Source organism: Glycomyces dulcitolivorans, assembly GCF_003265355.1.
GTDB lineage: Bacteria > Actinomycetota > Actinomycetes > Mycobacteriales > Micromonosporaceae > Glycomyces > Glycomyces dulcitolivorans.
Genome location: NZ_QFRW01000322.1, coordinates 30,035 through 48,058, shown reverse-complemented (window position 1 = coordinate 48,058; position 18,024 = coordinate 30,035). Strand labels below are relative to the sequence as shown.

Sequence of the window (18,024 nt, the reverse complement as noted above, 5' to 3'; positions counted from 1 at the left end):
CCCAGCCCACCGGCGCCTTCCAGCCGCCCGGCGGCGCGTTCCAGCCCGGCCAGGCCGCGCCCCCGCCGCCGCGCTCGGGCGGCAACACGACGCTCATCGTCAGCCTCATCGCCGTCGTCCTCGTCGTCGCCATCGGCGGCACCGCCCTCGCCCTGAGCCTGGGCGGGGACGAGAAGGACGACCAGGTCGCCACCGAGGGCGAGACCTCCGAAGCGGCCGAGGAGGAGACGACCGAGGCCGCCGAGGAGACCACCGCCGCCGAGCCTTCTGAGGAGGCCACGACCTCAGGCGAGTCCGAGTACCGCGTCCCGATCGAGGGCGAGTGCATCGAGAACGTCACCACCGGCTTCTACGTCGTCGACTGCGCCTCCGCCGACGCGTTCTGGTACGTCGTGCACATCGCCCAGAGCCCGGCCGACTCCGACCCCAGCGACCAGTACCACGCCGTGGCCGCCGCCGACGCCTGCGACGGCTACGAGTGGACCCAGTACTACTACACCGACACCGCGATCGCCGCCAGCCGCGAATGGGACCCCGACATCGACTCCATCACCGCGATCTACTGCGTCCGGCCCGTCGAGTAGCCCACGGCCCCAAGGAAGACGCCGCAGCGCGGTTCGCGGGCTAGGATTCGGCCATGACCCTCACGGCCCTCGACGTCGACCGCTTCGAGGCCGCCAGGCCCCGCCTGGCGGCCATCGCCTACCGCATGCTCGGCTCCGCCGGCGAGGCCGAGGACGCGGTGCAGGAGGTGTTCCTGCGCTGGCAGGCGGCCGACATCGAACGCATCGAGATCCCCGAGGCGTGGCTGACGAAGGTCCTCACGAACCTGTGCCTGAACCAGCTGACGTCGGCGCGGGCGCGGCGCGAGACGTACGTCGGCGAGTGGCTGCCCGAGCCGCTCCTGGGCGGCGACCCGATGCTCGGCCCGGCCGACACCGCCGAGCAGCGCGAATCGGTGTCCTACGCGGTCCTGACGCTCATGGAGCGCCTGTCGCCCAACGAGCGGGCCGTCTACGTGCTGCGCGAGGCCTTCGACTACCCGCACCGCGAGATCGCCGAGATCCTCGACATCACCTCGGCGTCGAGCCAGCAGATCTTCCACCGCGCCAAGAAGCACATCGCCGAGGGCCGCGCCCGCACCGAGATCGACGAGGCCGCCGCCCGCCGCATCGTCGAGGAGTTCCTCGCCGCGGCCACCGGCGGCTCGGTCGCCCCGCTGCTGGAGCTGCTCACCGGCGACGCGGTCGCCCACGGCGACGGCGGCGGCAGGGTCCCTGCCAAGGCTACCCCGTACGCCGGGGCGAGGGCGGTTGCGAAGTTCCTGTGGGGCCTGTTCCGGCCCGCCGAGGCCAAGCGCAAGTTCGTCGGCGGCTCGCCCGAGGTGTACGCGTGGACGGCCAACGGCGAGCCGGCGGCGGTCGCGGTCCTGGACGGGCGTGTCATCGGCGTCATGTGCCTGGAGGTCGGACCCGACGGCATCGCCGCGTTCCGCAACCAGGTCAACCCCGACAAGCTCGAACGGGCGACGGCCCTGTGGGCGACGCTCGACCACGGCGAACCCCTCGTCCACCAGGCGTTCTAGCCAGGTGTGACATCATGTGACGTGCTTCATATCTAGTTCTTGTCAGCTTTCGCAGGCCTGCCCGGTTCAGGTCGCGAACACGAAGCAGACAGGAGCAAGACCATGCAGCACCGCATCATCGTCCTCGGCGCCGGCTACGCCGGGGCCAGCGCCGCCGGCCGCCTCGCGAAGCGGCTGCACCCCGAGGACGTCCGGATCACCCTCGTCAACGCCGAGCCCGACTTCGTCGAGCGCGTCCGCAACCACCAGGTCGCGACCGGTCAGGTCCTCAAGCACCGGCCCTTCGACGAGATGTTCGCCGGGACCGGCGTCGAGTTCAAGCTCGCGAAGGTCGACGCCGTCGACGCCGACGCCAAGACCGTCGCGGTCACCGGCGCGGACGGCGCCGAGCGGCTCGAATACGACACGCTCGTGTACGCCCTCGGCAGCCGCTTGAACGACCACGGTGTCCCCGGGGTCGCCGAGCACGCCTTCGAGGTCGCCGGCCGCACCGGCGCCCTGAAGCTGCGGGACCGCCTGGCCCGCATGGACGCCGGGCAGACCGTGACCGTCGTGGGCGGCGGCCTCACAGGCGTCGAGGCGGCCACCGAGTTCGCCGAGTCGCGCCCCGACCTGAAGGTCGCGCTCATCGCCCGCGGCGGCCTGGGCGACTGGGTCTCGCCGAAGGCGCAGGAGCACCTGCGGAAGGTATTCGGACGGCTCGGGATCACCGTCCACGAGCACACCGACGTCGCCGCGGTCGGCGCCGACGCGATCAGCACCGCCGCGGGCGAGGCGATCCCGTCCGCGGTCACGGTGTGGACCGCCGGTTTCGCCGTCCACCCGATCGCGGCCGCGACCACGATGGAGACGGCCGCCGACGGCCGGATCGTGGTCGACCGCGACATGGCCTCGGTCTCGCACCCGGACGTGTTCGCCGTCGGCGACTCCGGCTTCGCGTTCGGCGATGCCGGGAACCCGCTGCGCATGTCCTGCGCCACCGGCACCCCGATGGCCTGGCAGGCCGCCGACTCGATCGTCGCCCGCCTCACCGGCACCGAGGCCGGCCGCACGCCCCTGAAGTACTCGGGGCAGTGCATCAGCCTGGGCCGCAAGGACGGCCTGGTCCAGTGGGTCACCGCGGACGACCGGACCAAGGACTCCTCGCTCCGCGGCCCCCTGGCCGCGCGCATGAAGGAGCTGGTCTGCTCGTTCGCCGCCTGGGGCGCCGCCCACCCGACCCTCGGCATGCCGGTCCGCCGCCGCCGCATCGCTCCGGCGGCCCAGAACGCGGGCGGCACCGCGATCAAGGCCCTGGCCTAGAAACCTTCACTCCCCTTTCACGGCAACAGGATTGGAAACCATCATGAGCAAGGTCTGGTTCGTCACCGGTTCCTCCCGCGGACTCGGCCGCGAGTTCGTCACCGCGGCGCTGGAGCGCGGCGACAAGGTCGCCGCCACGGCCCGCAGCGCCGAGAGCCTCGCCGACCTGGTCGAGTCCTACGGCGACGCGGTCCTGCCGCTGGCGATGGACGTGACCGACAAGGTCGCGGTCGCCGCAGCGGTCGAACGCGCGGTCGCCCACTTCGGACGGCTCGACGTCGTGGTCAACAACGCGGGCTACGCGCAGGTCGGCGCCGTCGAGGAGCTGTCCGAGGCGGAGCTGCGCGCCCAGATGGAGACCAACCTGTTCGGCGCTGTGTGGGTCGTCCAGGCGGTCCTCCCCCACCTGCGGGCCCAGGGCTCGGGCCACATCTTCCAGCTCTCCTCGGCTGCGGGCCTCATCGCGATGCCGCTGGGCGGGGCCTACCACGCCTCCAAGTGGGCGCTGGAGGGCCTGAACGAGGCGCTCGCCGGGGAGGTGGCCCAGTTCGGGATCAAGGTGACCATCATCGAGCCCGGCGGCTACGCCACCCGCAAGGGCGTCAACCCCGACCCGCTCAACAACGGCTTCATGGCCGAGAAGAAGCCCGCCTACGACGCCCTCCGCGAACGCCTCGGCGCCATGGCCAGCAAGCAGCCCGCAGGCGACCCGGCCGCCGCGGCCCAAGTCCTCCTCGAACTGGCCGACGCCGACACCGCCCCGGTCCGCATCCTCTTCGGCACTGGCTTCTACCCCATGGTCCAACAGGCCTACGCCAAGCGCCTCCAGAACTGGGACGAGTGGCTCGACCTCTCCCAGAAGGCCCAAGGCTGAACGAAAAGAAGGCGGGCGCCCCTCGGGCGCCCGCCTCTGCGCTGCCCCAAATCCCATGTACCGCAGCCGAATGTGAACTCGATCGCTTACGTGAAATTCCAGCGGGTTACGTGTTTGGCGGCTGTCGCCTCCGGTTTCTAGCGTTGCGCATGTGACTACCAACATTCACGACACCCCGCTGAAGCTCGCAAGGTTCAAGCCGGGCTTCGCGGTCGAACTCGCCAGAGACCTCCTCGGCATCCCGATCCCCGAACACGACCAGATCCTCCCCTACTCCGAGTCGGCCACCGACCGCGAAGTACGGGACCTGAACGCCGACAACGTGGTCGTCTGCTCCAAAGACGACAAAACCCAGATCGGCATCATCCTCGAAGTCCAGCGCGGAAAAGACAACCGCAAGCGGTTCTCATGGCCCGCATACCAAGTCAACATCCGACATCGGATCACCGCGCCGGTCGCACTGATCGTGATCTGCCCGCAGCCTGCGGTCGCGGCCTGGGCGGCCGAAGCAATCGAACTCGGCCACCCCGGTTTCACATTCCAACCGCTGGTACTCGGCCAGCACAACTACCCGAAGCTCACCGAGCCGTCCGGTTCGGGCTATCTGGCCGAGCAGATGGTGCTCGGCACGCTCATCCACGAGACTTCGGATGAGATCGAGCAGCTGCTCACCGCCGCATCCGCGGAACTTGAGCAGCGCTCCTACGAAGAAGTCAAACGGTACACTGAATACATGTTGGGGCAGCTCAGCGAGCACGCCCGCACCATCCTGGAGGCCCTAGTGCAGCAAGAGACCTACCCATACCAGAGCAAGCTCGTCGCCGATCTCAAAGCCGAGGGTCGAGCCGAAGGCAAAGCTGAGGGAGAATCGAACGCACTGCTCATCATCATCGAGTCTCGCGGGTTGGCGATCACCGAGAACGAACGCCGGAAGATCGAAACCTGCCAGGACTTGAACCGGCTCAATTCCTGGTTGAAGCGTGCCGCAACCGCACCGTCGGTCGCCGACATCCTCGGATGACCAACCGATGGAGGAGGTGGTCTACCCGCACCCCAGCAAGCTCCTCAACGAGCGATACGGAAGGGGATACGCAGCGGGTTTCCTACTCGGGTACCGAGAAGTGCTCCTGGAATACATCGACGAATTCGGAATGACGCTCTCCGAGCATGAGCGCCGCGAGATCGACGCCAGCAACGACATCACCATTCTCCGGGCCTGGGTGAAGCGGGTAGTTAGGTTCGCAGTCGAGAATCACGCTCATTCAGATTGACGCTTGAAACGAAGCGGGCGCCCCTCGGGACGCCCGCTTCGTTTTAGTTCGTGGTGATCGTCGGGTGGAGGTCTTCGGCTGGGGGGTTCCAGGTGTCGACGTCGACCGTGAGCTGGTCGCCGGAGCGGATGTCCTTCATCTGGGTGCCTTCGTCATTGACGAAGAGGACGAAGGGGATGCCGCGCTTGTCGGCGAACTTGATCTGCTTGCCGAACTTGGCGGCCGAGGGCGAAACCTGGGTGGGGATGCCGCGCTTGCGGAGGCGCTGGGCGAGGGCGTTGGCGTCGGGGCGGTCGTCCTCGGCGGTGAGGGCGACCAGGACGCAGGTGGGGACCTCGCGGGTGGCGTCGAGCTTGCCGGCCTGGAGAAGCGGGACCAGGAGGCGGGAGACGCCGATGGACAGGCCCACGCCCGGGTAGGTGTTCTTGCCGTCGGAGGCGAGCTTGTCGTAGCGGCCGCCCGAGCAGACCGAGCCGAGGTGCTCCTCGCCTTCGATGAAGACCTCGTAGACCGTGCCGGTGTAGTAGTCGAGGCCGCGCGCGATCTTCATGTCGGCCACCACGAACCCCGGGGCCTCCTTCGCGACGGCGTCGACCACCGCGGCGAGTTCGGTCAGGCCCTCCTCCAGGAGGGGGTCGGTGACGCCGAGAGCGCGGATCTCGTCGACGAACGAGGTGTCCTCGGAGCGGATCGAGGCGAGCTTCAGGCACGCCTCGGCCTGCTTGGGGGTCGCGTCGACGCCGTCGATGAGGAGCTTCGCGGTCGCGTCGGGCCCGATCTTGTCGAGCTTGTCGATGATCCGCAGCGCCTCTTCGGTGTCGGCGATCCCGAGGCCCTGGTAGAAGCCCTGGGAGAGCTTGCGGTTGTTGACGTGCATGCGCACCTTGGGGATCGGGAGGTCCCGGAGGGCGTCGGCGACGACGAGGGCGACCTCGACCTCGTAGTGCGCGGGCAGCTCGCCGAGGTCGACGATGTCGATGTCGGCCTGCCAGAACTCGCGGTAGCGCCCGCCCTGGGGGCGCTCGCCGCGCCAGACCGGCTGGATCTGGTAGCGGCGGAACGGGAAGTTGAGCTTCCCGGCGTTCTCCAGGACGTACCGCGCGAACGGCACCGTCAGGTCGAAGTGCAGGCCCAGCTCGGCGTCGGAGGTGTCGCGCGCGTCGGCCTGGAGGCGGCGCAGCACGTACACCTCCTTGGAGGTCTCGCCCTTGCGCAGCAGCTGGTCCATGGGCTCGACGGCGCGGGTCTGGAGGTTCGCGAAGCCGTGGAGCTCGAAGGCGCGGCGGAGATGGTCGACGACCTGCTGCTCGACGATCCGCTGCCGGGGCAGCAGTTCGGGGAAGCCCGAGAGCGGCTGGGGTCGTGACATGGGTGTCTCCTCAAATGGATTTCGATCGAACGACAGAAAGCGGAAGGCGCGCCTAATGGGCGGTCAGGCGCCTCAGGTACGGGTTGCGGGCGCGCTCGGCCGCGATCGTGGTGGCCGGGCCGTGCCCGGGGAGGACGACGACGCCGTCGTCGAGCGGGAGGACCTTCGTGCGCAGCGTCTCCTGCATGGCCGCGTCGGAGCCGCCGGGCAGGTCGGTGCGGCCGATGGCGCCGCGGAAGAGCACGTCGCCGGTCAGCGTGTACGCGGCCTCGTCGCCCCTGGTGTGGAACATCGCCGAACCGGCGGTGTGCCCGGGCGAGTGGTCCACGGTGAAGCGCATCCCGGCGAGTTCGACGACGCCGCCGTCGTTGAGGACCTGCACGTCGTCGGGCTCGGTCCAGTCCAGGCCGGTGCCGACGAGCGACATCATGTTCGCGCTGAAGCCCTGCGCCGGGTCGGCCAGCAGATGGGCGTCGTCGGCGTGGATGTAGGCGGGGACGTCGTTCGCGCCGCACACCGGGGTCACCGAGAACGTGTGGTCGAGGTGCCCGTGGGTGAGGACCACGGCGACGGGCTTGAGGCCGCGCTCGCCGAGCAGGGCCTCCAGGCGCGGGGCGATGCCGATGCCCGGGTCGACGACGACGCACTCGGCGCCGGGACCGGACGACAGCACGTAGCAGTTCGTGCCGAACGCATCCGCCACCAGCGTCTCGATGAGCACCCGCCCTCCCCCTCCTTCGCGGGGTCAGGATACACCGGGCATCCTGCGGTGACGCGCCTGACTTGACCCGGTTAGACTGCGGAACTCGTAACCCCCAACACAAGCGAACGTCATGAGGAGTCCAGGTGCCCGCGAAGTCCAAGCACATGGAGCAGCGCAAGCAGCGCATCGCGAACGCGAAGAAGAACGCGCGCCTCGCGGGCAAGCTGCGCCGTCGCCGCCGGCTCCAGGCGCTGGGCGGGCTCCTCGCCGTCGCGGCCGTGCTGACCTTGGTATACCTGTGGCAGGACGGGTTCTTCAAGGACGAGGAGCCCACCGCCGAGGAGACCCCGACCTCGGAGATCACCGAGTCGGTGGACCCGCTGGCGACCGAGACGGCCACGGATGCGGCCACCGACGCCGCGACCGACGAGGCCACCGACACGGCGACCGAGACCCCCACCGAGACCGAGTCCGAGTAACTACCCCCGACCGCGCGAAGGAGATCCGACGGTGGCGTCGAAACAGGCACAGCGACTGGCGGCCCGCCAGCAGTTGCAGCAGCGCATGGCCGTCAAGGCCGAGGAGGAGCGCCACAAGCGCACCGTCGCCTGGAGCATCGGGGGCGTCGGCGCCCTCGTCGCGCTCGTGCTCGTGGCATGGGGCGCGTTCGCCTGGCTCGGCGGCGACGACGGCGCGGGCGGCTCGACCGACCCCGACGTCCAGCAGCTGGTGAACGACGCCGAGGCCGCCTCGACCCGCTGCGACGGCATCGAGCCCAGCGGCGAGGGCGCCACCGGCACCGCGGCCGAGGGCCTCACCGACGGCCGCCCCGTCCAGGACATCTACCTGGAATGCCTCCAGATGAGCACGCCGGACGCCTCCGAGACCGCGCCGTGCATGTACACCTCGATGGACGGCACCAGCCCGGTCCCGCTCGCGACCGAGCCCGCTGCCGGGAAGCAGGTCATGACCATCGTGACCAACCTCGGCGTCATCACCGCCGACATCGACACCGCCGGCGCCCCGTGCACCGCCGGGTCCTACACGTTCCTCGCCCAGGACGGCTACTTCGACGGCCAGCAGTGCCACCGCCTGACCACCGACGGCATCTGGGTCCTCCAGTGCGGCGACCCCGACGCGCGCGCCGCGATCGAGGCCGGCACGCCCGAGATGGCCGGCGCGGGCTCCCCGGGCTACCAGTACGGCGAGGAGAACACCCCGGTCGAGGCCGAGGCGAACTACCCGGCCGGGACCATCGCGATGGCCAACGCCGGCGCCGGCACCACCGGCAGCCAGTTCTTCATCGTCTACGAGGACACCACGCTCCCCGCCGACTACACGATCCTCGGCCAGATCACCTCCGGCCTGGACATCGTCGAGCAGGTCGCCGCCGCGGGCGTCATGTGATCCAGTCGCGCGCACAGTCCGGGCAGCGTCGGCGGCCCGGGCTGTCGCGCGCGGCTAGGATTAATGCGTATCGGAGCCTTGTTGAGGCTTTGAGAGGCCACAGTGCCGTGGATGATCAGTGCCGTGGGAGACCGAGGAGGCGTGCGTGGTGACCGAGCGAGCCGCGTCCGGCAGACCTGCTGACGCCGCGCCCACGTCGGGCGGCCCGACAGGGCCCCCCACCGGGCGCCGCATGCGGGCCCGGCTGGCGCGCTTCAACGCGCCCTGGCAGTCCTCCACCCTCCCCGAGGTCCTGGAGCCCCTGGTCGCCGCCCACCGGGCCGCGCACCCCCGCGCGGACGTGCGGCTCCTCCAGCAGGCGTACACGCGCGCCGAGCAGCTGCACAACGGCCAGTTCCGCAAGTCCGGGGACCCGTACATCACGCACCCGCTCGCGGTCGCCTCGATCCTCGCCGAGCTCGGCATGGACACGAACACGCTCGTGGCCGCGCTCCTGCACGACACCGTCGAGGACACCGACTACCAGCTCGACGAGCTCGGCGACGAGTTCGGCGGCGAGGTCGCGCTCCTGGTCGACGGCGTCACCAAGCTCGACAAGGTCAAGCTCGGCGACGCGGCCAAGGCCGAGACGATCCGCAAGATGGTCGTCGCCATGGCCAAGGACCCCCGCGTCCTGGTCATCAAGCTCGCCGACCGCCTCCACAACATGCGCACGCTGACGTTCCTGCCGCCCGAGAAACAGGAGCAGAAGGCCCGCGAGACGCTGGAGATCCTCGCGCCGCTGGCCCACCGGCTCGGCATGAACACCATCAAGTGGGAGCTGGAGGACCTGTCCTTCGCCACCCTCTACAAGAAGCGCTACGCCGAGATCGCACGCCTGGTCTCCGAGCACTCCCCGCAGCGCGAGATGCTCCTCCAGCAGGTCGTCGCCCAGGTCAAGGACCACCTCAAGGGCTCGCGCATCAAGGCCGAGGTCTCCGGGCGGCCGAAGCACCTGTACTCGATCTACCAGAAGATGATCGTCCGCGGCCGCGACTTCAACGACATCTACGACCTCGTGGGCCTGCGCATCCTCGTCGAGGACGAGCGCGACTGCTACGCGGCCCTCGGTGTGATCCACGCGAACTGGCAGCCGGTGCCGGGGCGCTTCAAGGACTACATCGCGATGCCCAAGTTCAACATGTACCAGTCGCTGCACACCACCGTGATCGGCCCGAACGGCAAACCCGTCGAGATGCAGATCCGCACCTGGGCCATGCACCGCACCGCCGAGTACGGCATCGCCGCGCACTGGAAGTACAAGGAGACCAAGAACTCCACCGTCGCCGGCCCGCCCGCGCACATCGACGACATGGCGTGGCTGCGCCAGCTCCTCGACTGGCAGCGCGAGGCCGCCGACCCGTCCGAGTTCCTCGACGCGCTCCGCTTCGACCTCGCCTCCTCCGAGGCGTACGTGTTCACGCCCAAGGGCGACGTCATCGCCCTGCCCGCGGGCTCCACGCCCGTGGACTTCGCGTACGCCGTCCACACCGAGGTCGGCAACCGCTGCATCGGCGCCCAGGTCAACGGCAAGATCGTGCCGCTGGAGTCGACGCTGTCCAACGGCGACGTCGTCGAGGTCTTCACCTCGAACTCCGAGAACGCGACGCCCAGCGAGGACTGGCTGGCGTTCGTCAAGAGCCCCCGCGCCCGCACGAAGATCAAGCAGCACTTCAAGCGCGAGCGGCGCGAAGAGGCCATCGAACTGGGCAAGGACGAGCTGACGCGCGCGATGCGCAAGCGCCGCCTGCCGCTCCAGCGGATGCTCACCCACGACAACCTGACGTCCCTCGCCAAGGACCTCAACATCAAGGACGTCGAGGCGCTGTACGCCGCGCTCGGCGAGCACCACATCTCCGCGTCCTCGGTCGTCCAGAAGCTCCTGGAAGTCCAGGGCGGGGCCGAAGGCGCCGCCGAGGACATGGCCGAGGCCACCGCCCCGACCCAGCCGGCCCGCATCGTCCCCGAGGCCCACGGCGACATCCACGCCGCCGTCACGGTCGCGGGGATGGAGGAGGGCGAGATGCCGGTGCGCCTCGCCCACTGCTGCAACCCGATCCCTGGCGACTCGATCATCGGCTTCGCCACGCGGTACCACGTGATCTCGGTGCACCGCAGGGACTGCGAGAACGCCGAGGAGCGCATCGAACTCCAGCCCGACCGGGTCCTGGAGGTCCACTGGTCCCATGAGGACGACCAGGCGACGTTCGTCGCGACGGTCCAGGTCGAGGCCCTCGACCGGCACCGGCTGCTCGCGGACGTCACGCAGGTCCTGTCGGGCGAGCGGGTCTCGATCCTGTCCGCGACCGTGACGACGACTCGTGACCGGGTCGCCCTGTCGCGCTTCACGTTCGAGATGGCGAACCCGGAGCACCTCGACCACATCATCAAGGTCATCCGCAAGGTCGACGGCGTCTACGACGCCTACCGCCTCACGGGCGCAGAACGCACCTGACCCGGCCTCGCATACCCGGGTTATGGTGTGCCCGACCGACACCAGCGCACCAGAAAGCCAGACGATGCCCGAGCTGTCCCATTTCGACGACGACGAGCGCGCCCTGATCGTGAACACCCCCGGCGTGGTGCTGAAGGGGGCCGTCGTCTCCGACGGCTCGAAGAACGCCCTGGTGTTCCTCAAGGAGGTCACCGCGGGGGCGAAGGTCTTCAAGCAGGCCCATAAGCACGACAATCCCTTCGTCAAGTCGGTCGCCCTCGCGCTCAAGGAGCGCGGCGCCGACGGCGAGGACGCGGACCTCCCCGTCGACGACGTCGCCATGTCCGAGGCCCTGAAGCTCGCCGCCGAGGTCGCCGACCTCCTGCACCGCAAGGCCGCCCCTGAGGACGCCGCCGCGTACACCGCCTGGCTCCTCCACCTCGCCACCGAGGTCGCGAGCGCCGTCAAGACCCGCGAAGGCGGCCTCTTCAGCAAGAAGGTCGCCATTACCGAGAACGAGCAGATGTTCCTCGACGACCTCGAACGCGCCCTCCAGCCGTAGAAGACCGAAAAGGCCCGCGCCGCGGCGCGGGCCTTCGGCGTGTCACCAGTCGATCGTGTAGGCGTACTGCCAGGCGGTGCGTTCGGGGGTGGCGAAGCGGGACATGAAGAAGGGCATGAGGGCGTCGCGGAAGCGGGCGGCGACGGGGCCGGCGGCCTTGGACTGGTTGGTGCGGGCGGCTTCGGCGATGACGCGTTCGACGCGCGCACGGCGGCGGGACTCGTAGGCCTTGAAGGCGTCGGTGATCGGGAGGTCGCGCAGGCACCGGGCGAGTTCGATCGCGGATTCGGCGGCGAGGCTGGCGCCCTGGCCCGAGCTGGGCGAGGTCGCGTGGGCGGCGTCGCCGACGAGGACGGTGCGGCCCTTGGACCAGACGGGGACGTGCGGGAGGTCTTCGAGCGGCGAGGCGGGGATGAACCCGTCCGGCGTCACGTGGTCGAGGATCTGGAGGGCGGGTCCGGCGTCGTCCTTGAACGCGGCCCGCAGGCGGTCCATCCAGGTGTCGAAGGTCGTGCCGGGGAGGCCGGCGGCGGCGAGGTCGCGGTAGGGCAGGTTGGCGAACCAGCCGGTGCGCGCGCCGTCGGAGAGGTAGCCGAAGAAGGCGCGGCGGCCGAAGACCATGCGGAAGTCGCCGCCGGTGTCGCCGACGCCCGCGGGGCCGTCGATGTAGCCGCCGAGGCCGACCAGGCCGGTGTAGCGGGGCTTGACAGTCGGGTCGACGAGGCCGCGGACGGCCGAGCGGATGCCGTCGCAGCCGATGAGGACGTCGGCTTCGGCGGTGGTGTGGTCGTCGAACTGGGCGATGACGCTGGAGCCGGTGTCGACGGCGCCTTCGAAGCGCTTGCCGTAGGTGAACGGGACGCCTTCGGCCTCGGCGCGGGCCTGGAGGAGCTCGGCGAGGCGGCCGCGCGGGATCGTGAGGCGCTCGGGGAGGGCCGGGTCGGTGCCGATGGTGCCGAGGACCTTGCCGGTGCCGGAGCTGATGGTCATGCGCGGCGTGGGGATGCCCGCATCGGCCAGGCCGGCGTCGGCGTCGACCACGCGGAGGGCGTTGAGGCCGTTCGAGGCGAGGCCGAGCGGGCCGCCCTTGGAGCCGGTGCCGGGCCGGTAGGCCTCGAAGACCTGCGCGTCGATGCCGGCCTTGCGCAGGGCGAGGGCGACGACGGGGCCGGCGACGCCGCCGCCGATGACCAGGGCGGTCCGGGCCTTGCGGAGCTGTTGGTTCGTCATAGGGGCGACCGTATGGCGCAAGTCGCCCGTCCCGCGTCACCCTGCGGTAGCGTTCGGGATTCGACCGGGGTTGTACGGGAAACCTCTTCGGGACCCCCGATCCGCTCTTATAGTGAAACCGACTCACGTAGGGAGGGGTTCACGTGGACAAGTTCAACGAGTTCAAGGACAAGGCCGGCGACATGGCCGACGACGCCAAGGACAAAGCCGAGGACCTGTACAACAAGGCCAAGGACTCGCCGATGGGCGACAAGCTCGACGACGTCTCGGACCAGGTCAAGGAGAAGGCCCAGGGCCTGCTCTCCAAGTTCAAGGGCGACAAGGGCGCCGAGTAATAGTCCGGCTCCCGTTGAGCCAGCCAGCTGAAGACGGCGGGCGGACCAGTTGGTCCGCCCGCCGTTCTTGTATGTGGAGTTTTAGCGCCGTTTGCGCTTCTTTGCGTTGTTCGGTCGCGACTGGCCGGAGCGGGACGGGCCCGAGCGGGGGGCGCTGCCGGTCTTGACCGGCTCCTCCAGCAGCTCCAGCGGGAGGTCGTCGGTCTTGGCGAGCTCCAGGCGGTCGTCGTCCTCGTCCTCGTCGTCCGCGGCCTTGGCGGCGGGCTTCTCGGACTTCTCCCCCGCGGCGCGGGCGGTGGCGACCTTCTTGTTGTGGCGCTGGAAGGCGGCGCTGCGCTCGGCCAGGTCGACCACCCACGGGGCGGCCAGGAAGATCGAGGAGTACGCGCCGACGATCATGCCGACGAACAGCACGAGCGCCAGGTCCTTGAGGGTGCCGACGCCGAGCATGCCCACGCCCACGAACAGCAGCGCCGCCACCGGCAGGACGCCGATGATGGAGGTGTTGATCGAGCGCATGAGCGTCTGGTTGACCGCGTCGTTGACGGCCTCGGCGAAGGTCTGGTTGCGCGACTTGAGCAGCTGCGCGGTGTTCTCCTGGACCTTGTCGAAGACCACGACGGTGTCGTAGATCGAGTACCCGAGGATCGTCAGCAGGCCGACGATCGTGGAGGGCGTGATCTCAAAGCCGACGAGCGAGTAGATGCCGACGGTGATGACGATGTCGTGCGCGAGCGCGCCCAGGGAGGCGATCGCCATGCGCCGCTCGTACCTGATCCAGATGAAGGCCGAGACCAGCACCAGGAACACGATGAGGGCGATGAGCGCCTGCTTGGACACGGCCGCGCCCCAGGTCGCGGAGACCTCGGAGACGGAGATCGAGTCGGCCCCGACGCCGGCCTCGGCGGCCATGGCGTCGCGGACGGCCGTGGACTGGTCGCTCTCCAGCTCGCCGACGCGGATGATGTAGGACCTGCCGTCGCCGGAGCCGGCGACCTGGCCGGTGCCGACCTCGGCGCCCGCGGCCTCGGCGGCGTTCTCGACGTCTTCGAGGCTCGCCGAGGTGGAGGCGGCCGGGACGGCGTACTGGACGCCGCCGGCGAAGTCGATGCCGAGGACGAAGCCCTTGAAGACCATGACCACCGCGAGGGCGGCGATGACGATCCCGGAGGCGAGGTAGAACTTGCGGCGGTTGGCGATGAACTGGAAGTTCGTCTCGCCGCGGTAGAGCTGGCTGAGGACGCTCGGCCGCTTCTCGGTCTGCTTGGTGCTCATCGGTCCTTAGCCTTTCGCGGCCGCGTCGCCGGTGGCCGGGGCGGTCTTGGTGTGCAGGCCGGAGAGGGCCTGGCTGTTGAGGACCCTCCCGCGCGAGAGCCATTCGGCGATCGGGTGGGTGAACAGGAAGACGATCATGACGTCGACGATCGTGGAGATGCCGAGCGAGAACGCGAACGCGCGAACCGGGCCGATGGCCAGGATGTACAGGACGACCGCGGAGATCATCGAGATGGCGTTCGCGGACAGGATCGTCCGCCGGGCGCGGACCCAGGCGCGCGGGATGGCGGAGCGGGCCGAGCGGCCCCCGGCCATCTCCTCCTTGATGCGTTCGAAGTACACGATGAACGAGTCGGCGGTGATGCCGATCGAGACCACGAAGCCCGCGACGCCGGCGAGGGTCAGCGTCAGGCCGACCTGCGAGCCCAGCAGCGCGATCGCCGGGTAGAGCACGGCGGTGGCGACGATGAGCGAGCCGAGGACGACGAAGCCCATGAGGCGGTAGTAGATCATCGAGTACAGGAACACCAGGATCAGGCCGAGCATCATGGCGATCATGCCGGCCTTGAGCTGGTCCACACCGAGGGTCGCGGTGACCTCGTTGATGGTCTCGACCACGAACGTGGTCGGCAGCGAGCCGAAGTTGAGCTGGTCGGCGAGCTGGTTGGCCTCGTCGGCGGTGAAGTCGCCGGAGATCTGCGTCGAGTTGGTCGACGCCTCGTTGATCGTCGGCGCGGAGACGACCTCGTTGTCGAGGACGATCGCGACCTGGGAGCCGACGTTCTCGGCCGTCAGGGCGCCCCAGTTCTCGGCACCGGAGGTGGAGAACTGGACGTTGACGACGAACATGTTCGGGTTGGCCTGGTCGGTGCCGACGTCGGCCTGGGTGACGTCCGAGCCGAGCACGGTGGCCGGCTGGAGCAGGTACTTGTAGGAGACCGTCAGGTCCGGGTCGTCCGCGGAGTACGGCTCGGGCGCGGAGCACGCCACGACCTCAATGTCGGCCTGCTGGACGGCGCCGGGCGGGCGGTTGTCGAGCTGCTCGCAGGTGATCTGCGGGACGAAGAACTGGACGTTGGCCGGCAGGAGCGAGACCTCTTCGGGAGTGAGCTCGCCGAAGGGCTCCAGCAGCGCCATGGTCGCCTCGTCGGCGGGGGCCGCGGTGAGCGCCTGGGCGGTCGCGGCGGCGTCGGCGCCGACCTTCGCCCACACGTCGTCGATCGTGACGTCCTCGTCGGTGGTCGGGGCCTGGCCCGAGCCGGAGGCGTCCTCGGTCGTGGTCTCCTCGGTGGGATCGGCCGAGGCGTCGTCGGTGGCGGTCTCGCTGGACTCCTCGGTGGGGGTCTCGGAGGCCGTGTCGGTCGGCTCGTCGGTCGGGGTCTCCTCGGCGAGGGCCTCTTCCAGTGCGGAGGTGTCCATCGTCGAGTTGGTGACGATGCGGAACCGCAGCTCGGCCGGGGCGCCGACGTCGCGGAGCGCCTCCTCGTCGATGTCGTCGCCGGCGACGTTCACGACGATGTTCTCGCTGCCCTCGACGAAGACCTCGGGCTCGGAGACGCCGGTCGAGTTGACGCGGTTCTCGATGATCTGGCGGGCCTGCTCCATGGTCTCGGCCGAGGGCGGCTCGTCGGTGCCCTGCTGGTACGCCGTGAGCGTCATGGACAGGCCGCCCTGGAGGTCGAGCCCGAGCTTCGCGGTGGGGAACTTCCACCCGGAACCCGCCAGCGCGGACAGCCACAGGACCGCGAGCACCGCGAGCAGCGCCGTGAAGTACGGGGCGACTGCGAGGCGCTTGCGCTGGATCTTCTTCCGTGGGCGGTCAGCGCCCGTTACTGAAGCCAATGGTTCGGTCTCTTCCTCAGAACTCGGACAGGGGCGGGCGCAGTGCGGCCCGCGCAGACGGTAGCGGGCGCCGGCCCGCCGTGAGGGCGGGCCGGAGGGAGTGGGCTCGCACACGTACCCTCGGCGGGGCTCATTCTAGGACGGGTGCCGCAAAGGGCGAGCAGGGCCTAGTACTCCTTGCGGTCGGGGTTCCCGGAGTGCTTGTCGCCGTCGGTCTTCTCGTCGCCGTTCGCGAGCTTCTCGAGGTCGGCGTCGGTGAGGACGGCCTCTTCCTCGGCGACGGTCTCTTCGGCGGTCTCGGCCTCGGTCTCGGCGGGGGTGACGACCTTGGCGACGGCCTGGCGGGCGAAGACGAGGAAGGTGTCGTCGCTGGCCTCGATGGTGATGGTCTCGTCGTCGGAGTCGACGACGGTGCCGTAGAGGCCGCCGATGGTCATGACGCGGGCACCGGGCTGGACGTTGCTCTGCATGTCCTGCTGCTCGCGCTGCCGCTTGCGTTGCGGGCGGATCATCACGAAGTACATGAGCGCGATGAAGCCGACGATCATGATCAGGAACATGAGGTTGGAGCCGCCGGCGCTGTCCTGTGCGAGGACGTCTGCGGTTGCGAGCACGGTGGTGCCTTTCGTCGTGGTGGTCACGGTCTGGGAGGGTGACGTGCGCGGAGTCTATCCGGTGCGTGGTGACGCCCCGTCCCCACGCCCACCCTACGCGTCGCCGGTGCGGAAGAGTCCTTCGGCGCTCGGCGGGCGCAGGCCCAGGTGGTGCCAGGCGGCGTCGGTGGCGACGCGGCCGCGGGGGGTGCGGGCGAGGAGGCCGGCGCGCACGAGGAACGGCTCGCAGACCTCTTCGACGGTGTCGGGCTGCTCCCCTACGGCGACGGCGAGGGTCTTGGGTCCGACGGGGCCGCCGTTGAAGGTCTTGACGAGGGCGGAGAGGACGGCGCGGTCGAGGCGGTCGAGGCCGAGGTCGTCGACGTCGTAGAGGTGGAGTGCGTCGACGGCGACGGTCTCGGTGATGGTGCCGGCGGCGCGGACCTGCGCGAAGTCGCGGACGCGGCGCAGGAGGCGGTTGGCGATGCGGGGCGTGCCGCGGGAGCGGCCGGCGATCTGGACGGCGCCTTCGGCGGTGATGCCGACCTTGAGGATGGCGGCGGAGCGGTGGACGATCGCTTCGAGTTCGTCCTCGGAGTAGAACTCCAGCTGGCCGAGGAAGCCGAAGCGGTCGCGGAGGGGGCCGGTGAGGAGTCCGGCGCGGGTGGTGGCGCCGACGAGGGTGAACGGTTCGAGTTCGAGGGGGATGGCGGTGGCGCCGGGTCCCTTGCCGACGACGACGTCGACGCGGAAGTCCTCCATGGCGGTGTAGAGGAGTTCCTCGGCGGGGCGGGCCATGCGGTGGATCTCGTCGATGAAGAGGACCTCGTTGGGTTCGAGGCTGGTGAGGATGGCGGCGAGGTCGCCGGAGCGTTCGAGGGCGGGGCCGGAGGTCTGGCGGAGGCTGACGCCGAGTTCGGCGGCGATGATCATGGAGAGGGTGGTCTTGCCGAGGCCGGGCGGGCCGGACAGGAGGATGTGGTCGGGCGGGGTGCCGCGGTGGCGGGCGCCTTCGAGGATGAGGCCGATCTGCTCGCGGACGCGGCCCTGGCCGATGATCTCGTCGAGCTTGCCGGGGCGGATGCCGGCTTCGGCCTTGCGTTCGAGTTCGGTGGCCTCGGCGGCGGTGAGGGCCCGGTCCCACTCCTCAGGGCTCACTTCAAGATCGGCGGTGACGTCGATGTCGTCGTACTCGTCTTCCAT

17 protein-coding genes and 1 pseudogene are annotated in these 18,024 nt (G+C 69.7%); 11 read left to right on the top strand and 7 right to left on the bottom strand.

Translation table 11 applies throughout. The features are described from left to right. The 6 genes and pseudogenes from DI269_RS24195 to DI269_RS24170 form a co-directional block, all read left to right on the top strand. Positions 1-584: pseudogene (locus DI269_RS24195) on the top strand (hypothetical protein); the annotation flags it as partial. A 53-nt stretch (positions 585-637) separates the two neighbouring features. Then, a complete protein-coding gene (sigJ, locus tag DI269_RS24190; protein WP_112140755.1) occupies positions 638-1,585 on the top strand; it encodes an RNA polymerase sigma factor SigJ in 948 nt (315 codons plus the stop codon). A gap of 102 nt (positions 1,586-1,687) precedes the next feature. Further along, positions 1,688-2,887 (top strand): NAD(P)/FAD-dependent oxidoreductase, encoded by a 1,200-nt coding sequence (locus DI269_RS24185; RefSeq protein ID WP_112140753.1) that lies wholly within the window; start codon positions 1,688-1,690, stop codon positions 2,885-2,887. Between the two features lie 43 nt (positions 2,888-2,930). Beyond that, complete coding sequence (locus DI269_RS24180) at positions 2,931-3,761, top strand: SDR family NAD(P)-dependent oxidoreductase (protein ID WP_112140751.1); 831 nt, start codon at positions 2,931-2,933, stop codon at positions 3,759-3,761. Between the two features lie 151 nt (positions 3,762-3,912). Continuing rightward, positions 3,913-4,782, top strand: coding sequence for a hypothetical protein (locus DI269_RS24175; protein ID WP_112140749.1), 870 nt, complete (start codon positions 3,913-3,915; stop codon positions 4,780-4,782). 7 nt (positions 4,783-4,789) lie between these two features. Further along, positions 4,790-5,032 carry a hypothetical protein gene (locus tag DI269_RS24170; protein WP_112140747.1) on the top strand — a complete coding sequence of 81 codons (243 nt, stop codon included), beginning with the start codon at positions 4,790-4,792 and terminating at the stop codon, positions 5,030-5,032. A gap of 43 nt (positions 5,033-5,075) precedes the next feature. Here DI269_RS24170 and hisS read toward each other — a convergent pair whose 3' ends face one another. Together hisS and DI269_RS24160 are read right to left on the bottom strand one after the other, a co-directional pair. Next, complete coding sequence (gene hisS / locus DI269_RS24165; RefSeq protein ID WP_112140745.1) at positions 5,076-6,401, bottom strand: histidine--tRNA ligase; 1,326 nt, start codon at positions 6,399-6,401, stop codon at positions 5,076-5,078. A 52-nt stretch (positions 6,402-6,453) separates the two neighbouring features. Next, positions 6,454-7,122: an MBL fold metallo-hydrolase gene (locus DI269_RS24160; protein ID WP_112140742.1), complete on the bottom strand. Its 669-nt coding sequence runs from the start codon at positions 7,120-7,122 to the stop codon at positions 6,454-6,456. A gap of 125 nt (positions 7,123-7,247) precedes the next feature. On the opposite strand from DI269_RS24160, the gene DI269_RS24155 reads away from it, so the two are divergent. The 4 genes from DI269_RS24155 (at position 7,248) to DI269_RS24140 (ending at position 11,546) form a co-directional block, all read left to right on the top strand. Then, on the top strand, positions 7,248-7,583 hold the full coding sequence (locus DI269_RS24155; RefSeq protein ID WP_112140740.1) for a hypothetical protein: 336 nt from the start codon (positions 7,248-7,250) through the stop codon (positions 7,581-7,583). A gap of 31 nt (positions 7,584-7,614) precedes the next feature. Beyond that, positions 7,615-8,511, top strand: coding sequence for a peptidylprolyl isomerase (locus tag DI269_RS28465; RefSeq protein ID WP_112140738.1), 897 nt, complete (start codon positions 7,615-7,617; stop codon positions 8,509-8,511). A 145-nt stretch (positions 8,512-8,656) separates the two neighbouring features. Further along, on the top strand, positions 8,657-11,005 hold the full coding sequence (locus DI269_RS24145; protein ID WP_269814196.1) for a RelA/SpoT family protein: 2,349 nt from the start codon (positions 8,657-8,659) through the stop codon (positions 11,003-11,005). A gap of 22 nt (positions 11,006-11,027) precedes the next feature. Then, on the top strand, positions 11,028-11,546 hold the full coding sequence (locus tag DI269_RS24140) for a hypothetical protein (RefSeq protein ID WP_157975181.1): 519 nt from the start codon (positions 11,028-11,030) through the stop codon (positions 11,544-11,546). 42 nt (positions 11,547-11,588) lie between these two features. Here the strand turns inward: DI269_RS24140 and DI269_RS24135 are convergent, their stop codons facing one another. After that, entirely contained in the window at positions 11,589-12,776 is a 1,188-nt protein-coding gene (locus DI269_RS24135; RefSeq protein ID WP_112140731.1) for an FAD-dependent oxidoreductase, read from the bottom strand. A gap of 143 nt (positions 12,777-12,919) precedes the next feature. Here DI269_RS24135 and DI269_RS24130 point away from each other — a divergent pair, with 143 nt between their 5' ends. After that, positions 12,920-13,111, top strand: coding sequence for a YtxH domain-containing protein (locus tag DI269_RS24130; protein WP_112140729.1), 192 nt, complete (start codon positions 12,920-12,922; stop codon positions 13,109-13,111). An 81-nt stretch (positions 13,112-13,192) separates the two neighbouring features. Here the strand turns inward: DI269_RS24130 and secF are convergent, their stop codons facing one another. From secF to ruvB, 4 genes are all read right to left on the bottom strand, one after another. Next, the gene (secF, locus tag DI269_RS24125) at positions 13,193-14,386 is read right to left on the bottom strand and encodes a protein translocase subunit SecF (RefSeq protein ID WP_112140727.1); all 1,194 of its coding nucleotides are present in this window, start codon (positions 14,384-14,386) and stop codon (positions 13,193-13,195) included. 6 nt (positions 14,387-14,392) lie between these two features. After that, entirely contained in the window at positions 14,393-16,228 is a 1,836-nt protein-coding gene (secD, locus tag DI269_RS24120; RefSeq protein WP_112140724.1) for a protein translocase subunit SecD, read from the bottom strand. A 167-nt stretch (positions 16,229-16,395) separates the two neighbouring features. Continuing rightward, positions 16,396-16,869, bottom strand: a complete 474-nt coding sequence (yajC, locus tag DI269_RS24115; protein ID WP_198667706.1) for a preprotein translocase subunit YajC — start codon at positions 16,867-16,869, stop codon at positions 16,396-16,398. A 66-nt stretch (positions 16,870-16,935) separates the two neighbouring features. Continuing rightward, positions 16,936-18,024 (bottom strand): Holliday junction branch migration DNA helicase RuvB, encoded by a 1,089-nt coding sequence (gene ruvB / locus DI269_RS24110; RefSeq protein WP_112140722.1) that lies wholly within the window; start codon positions 18,022-18,024, stop codon positions 16,936-16,938.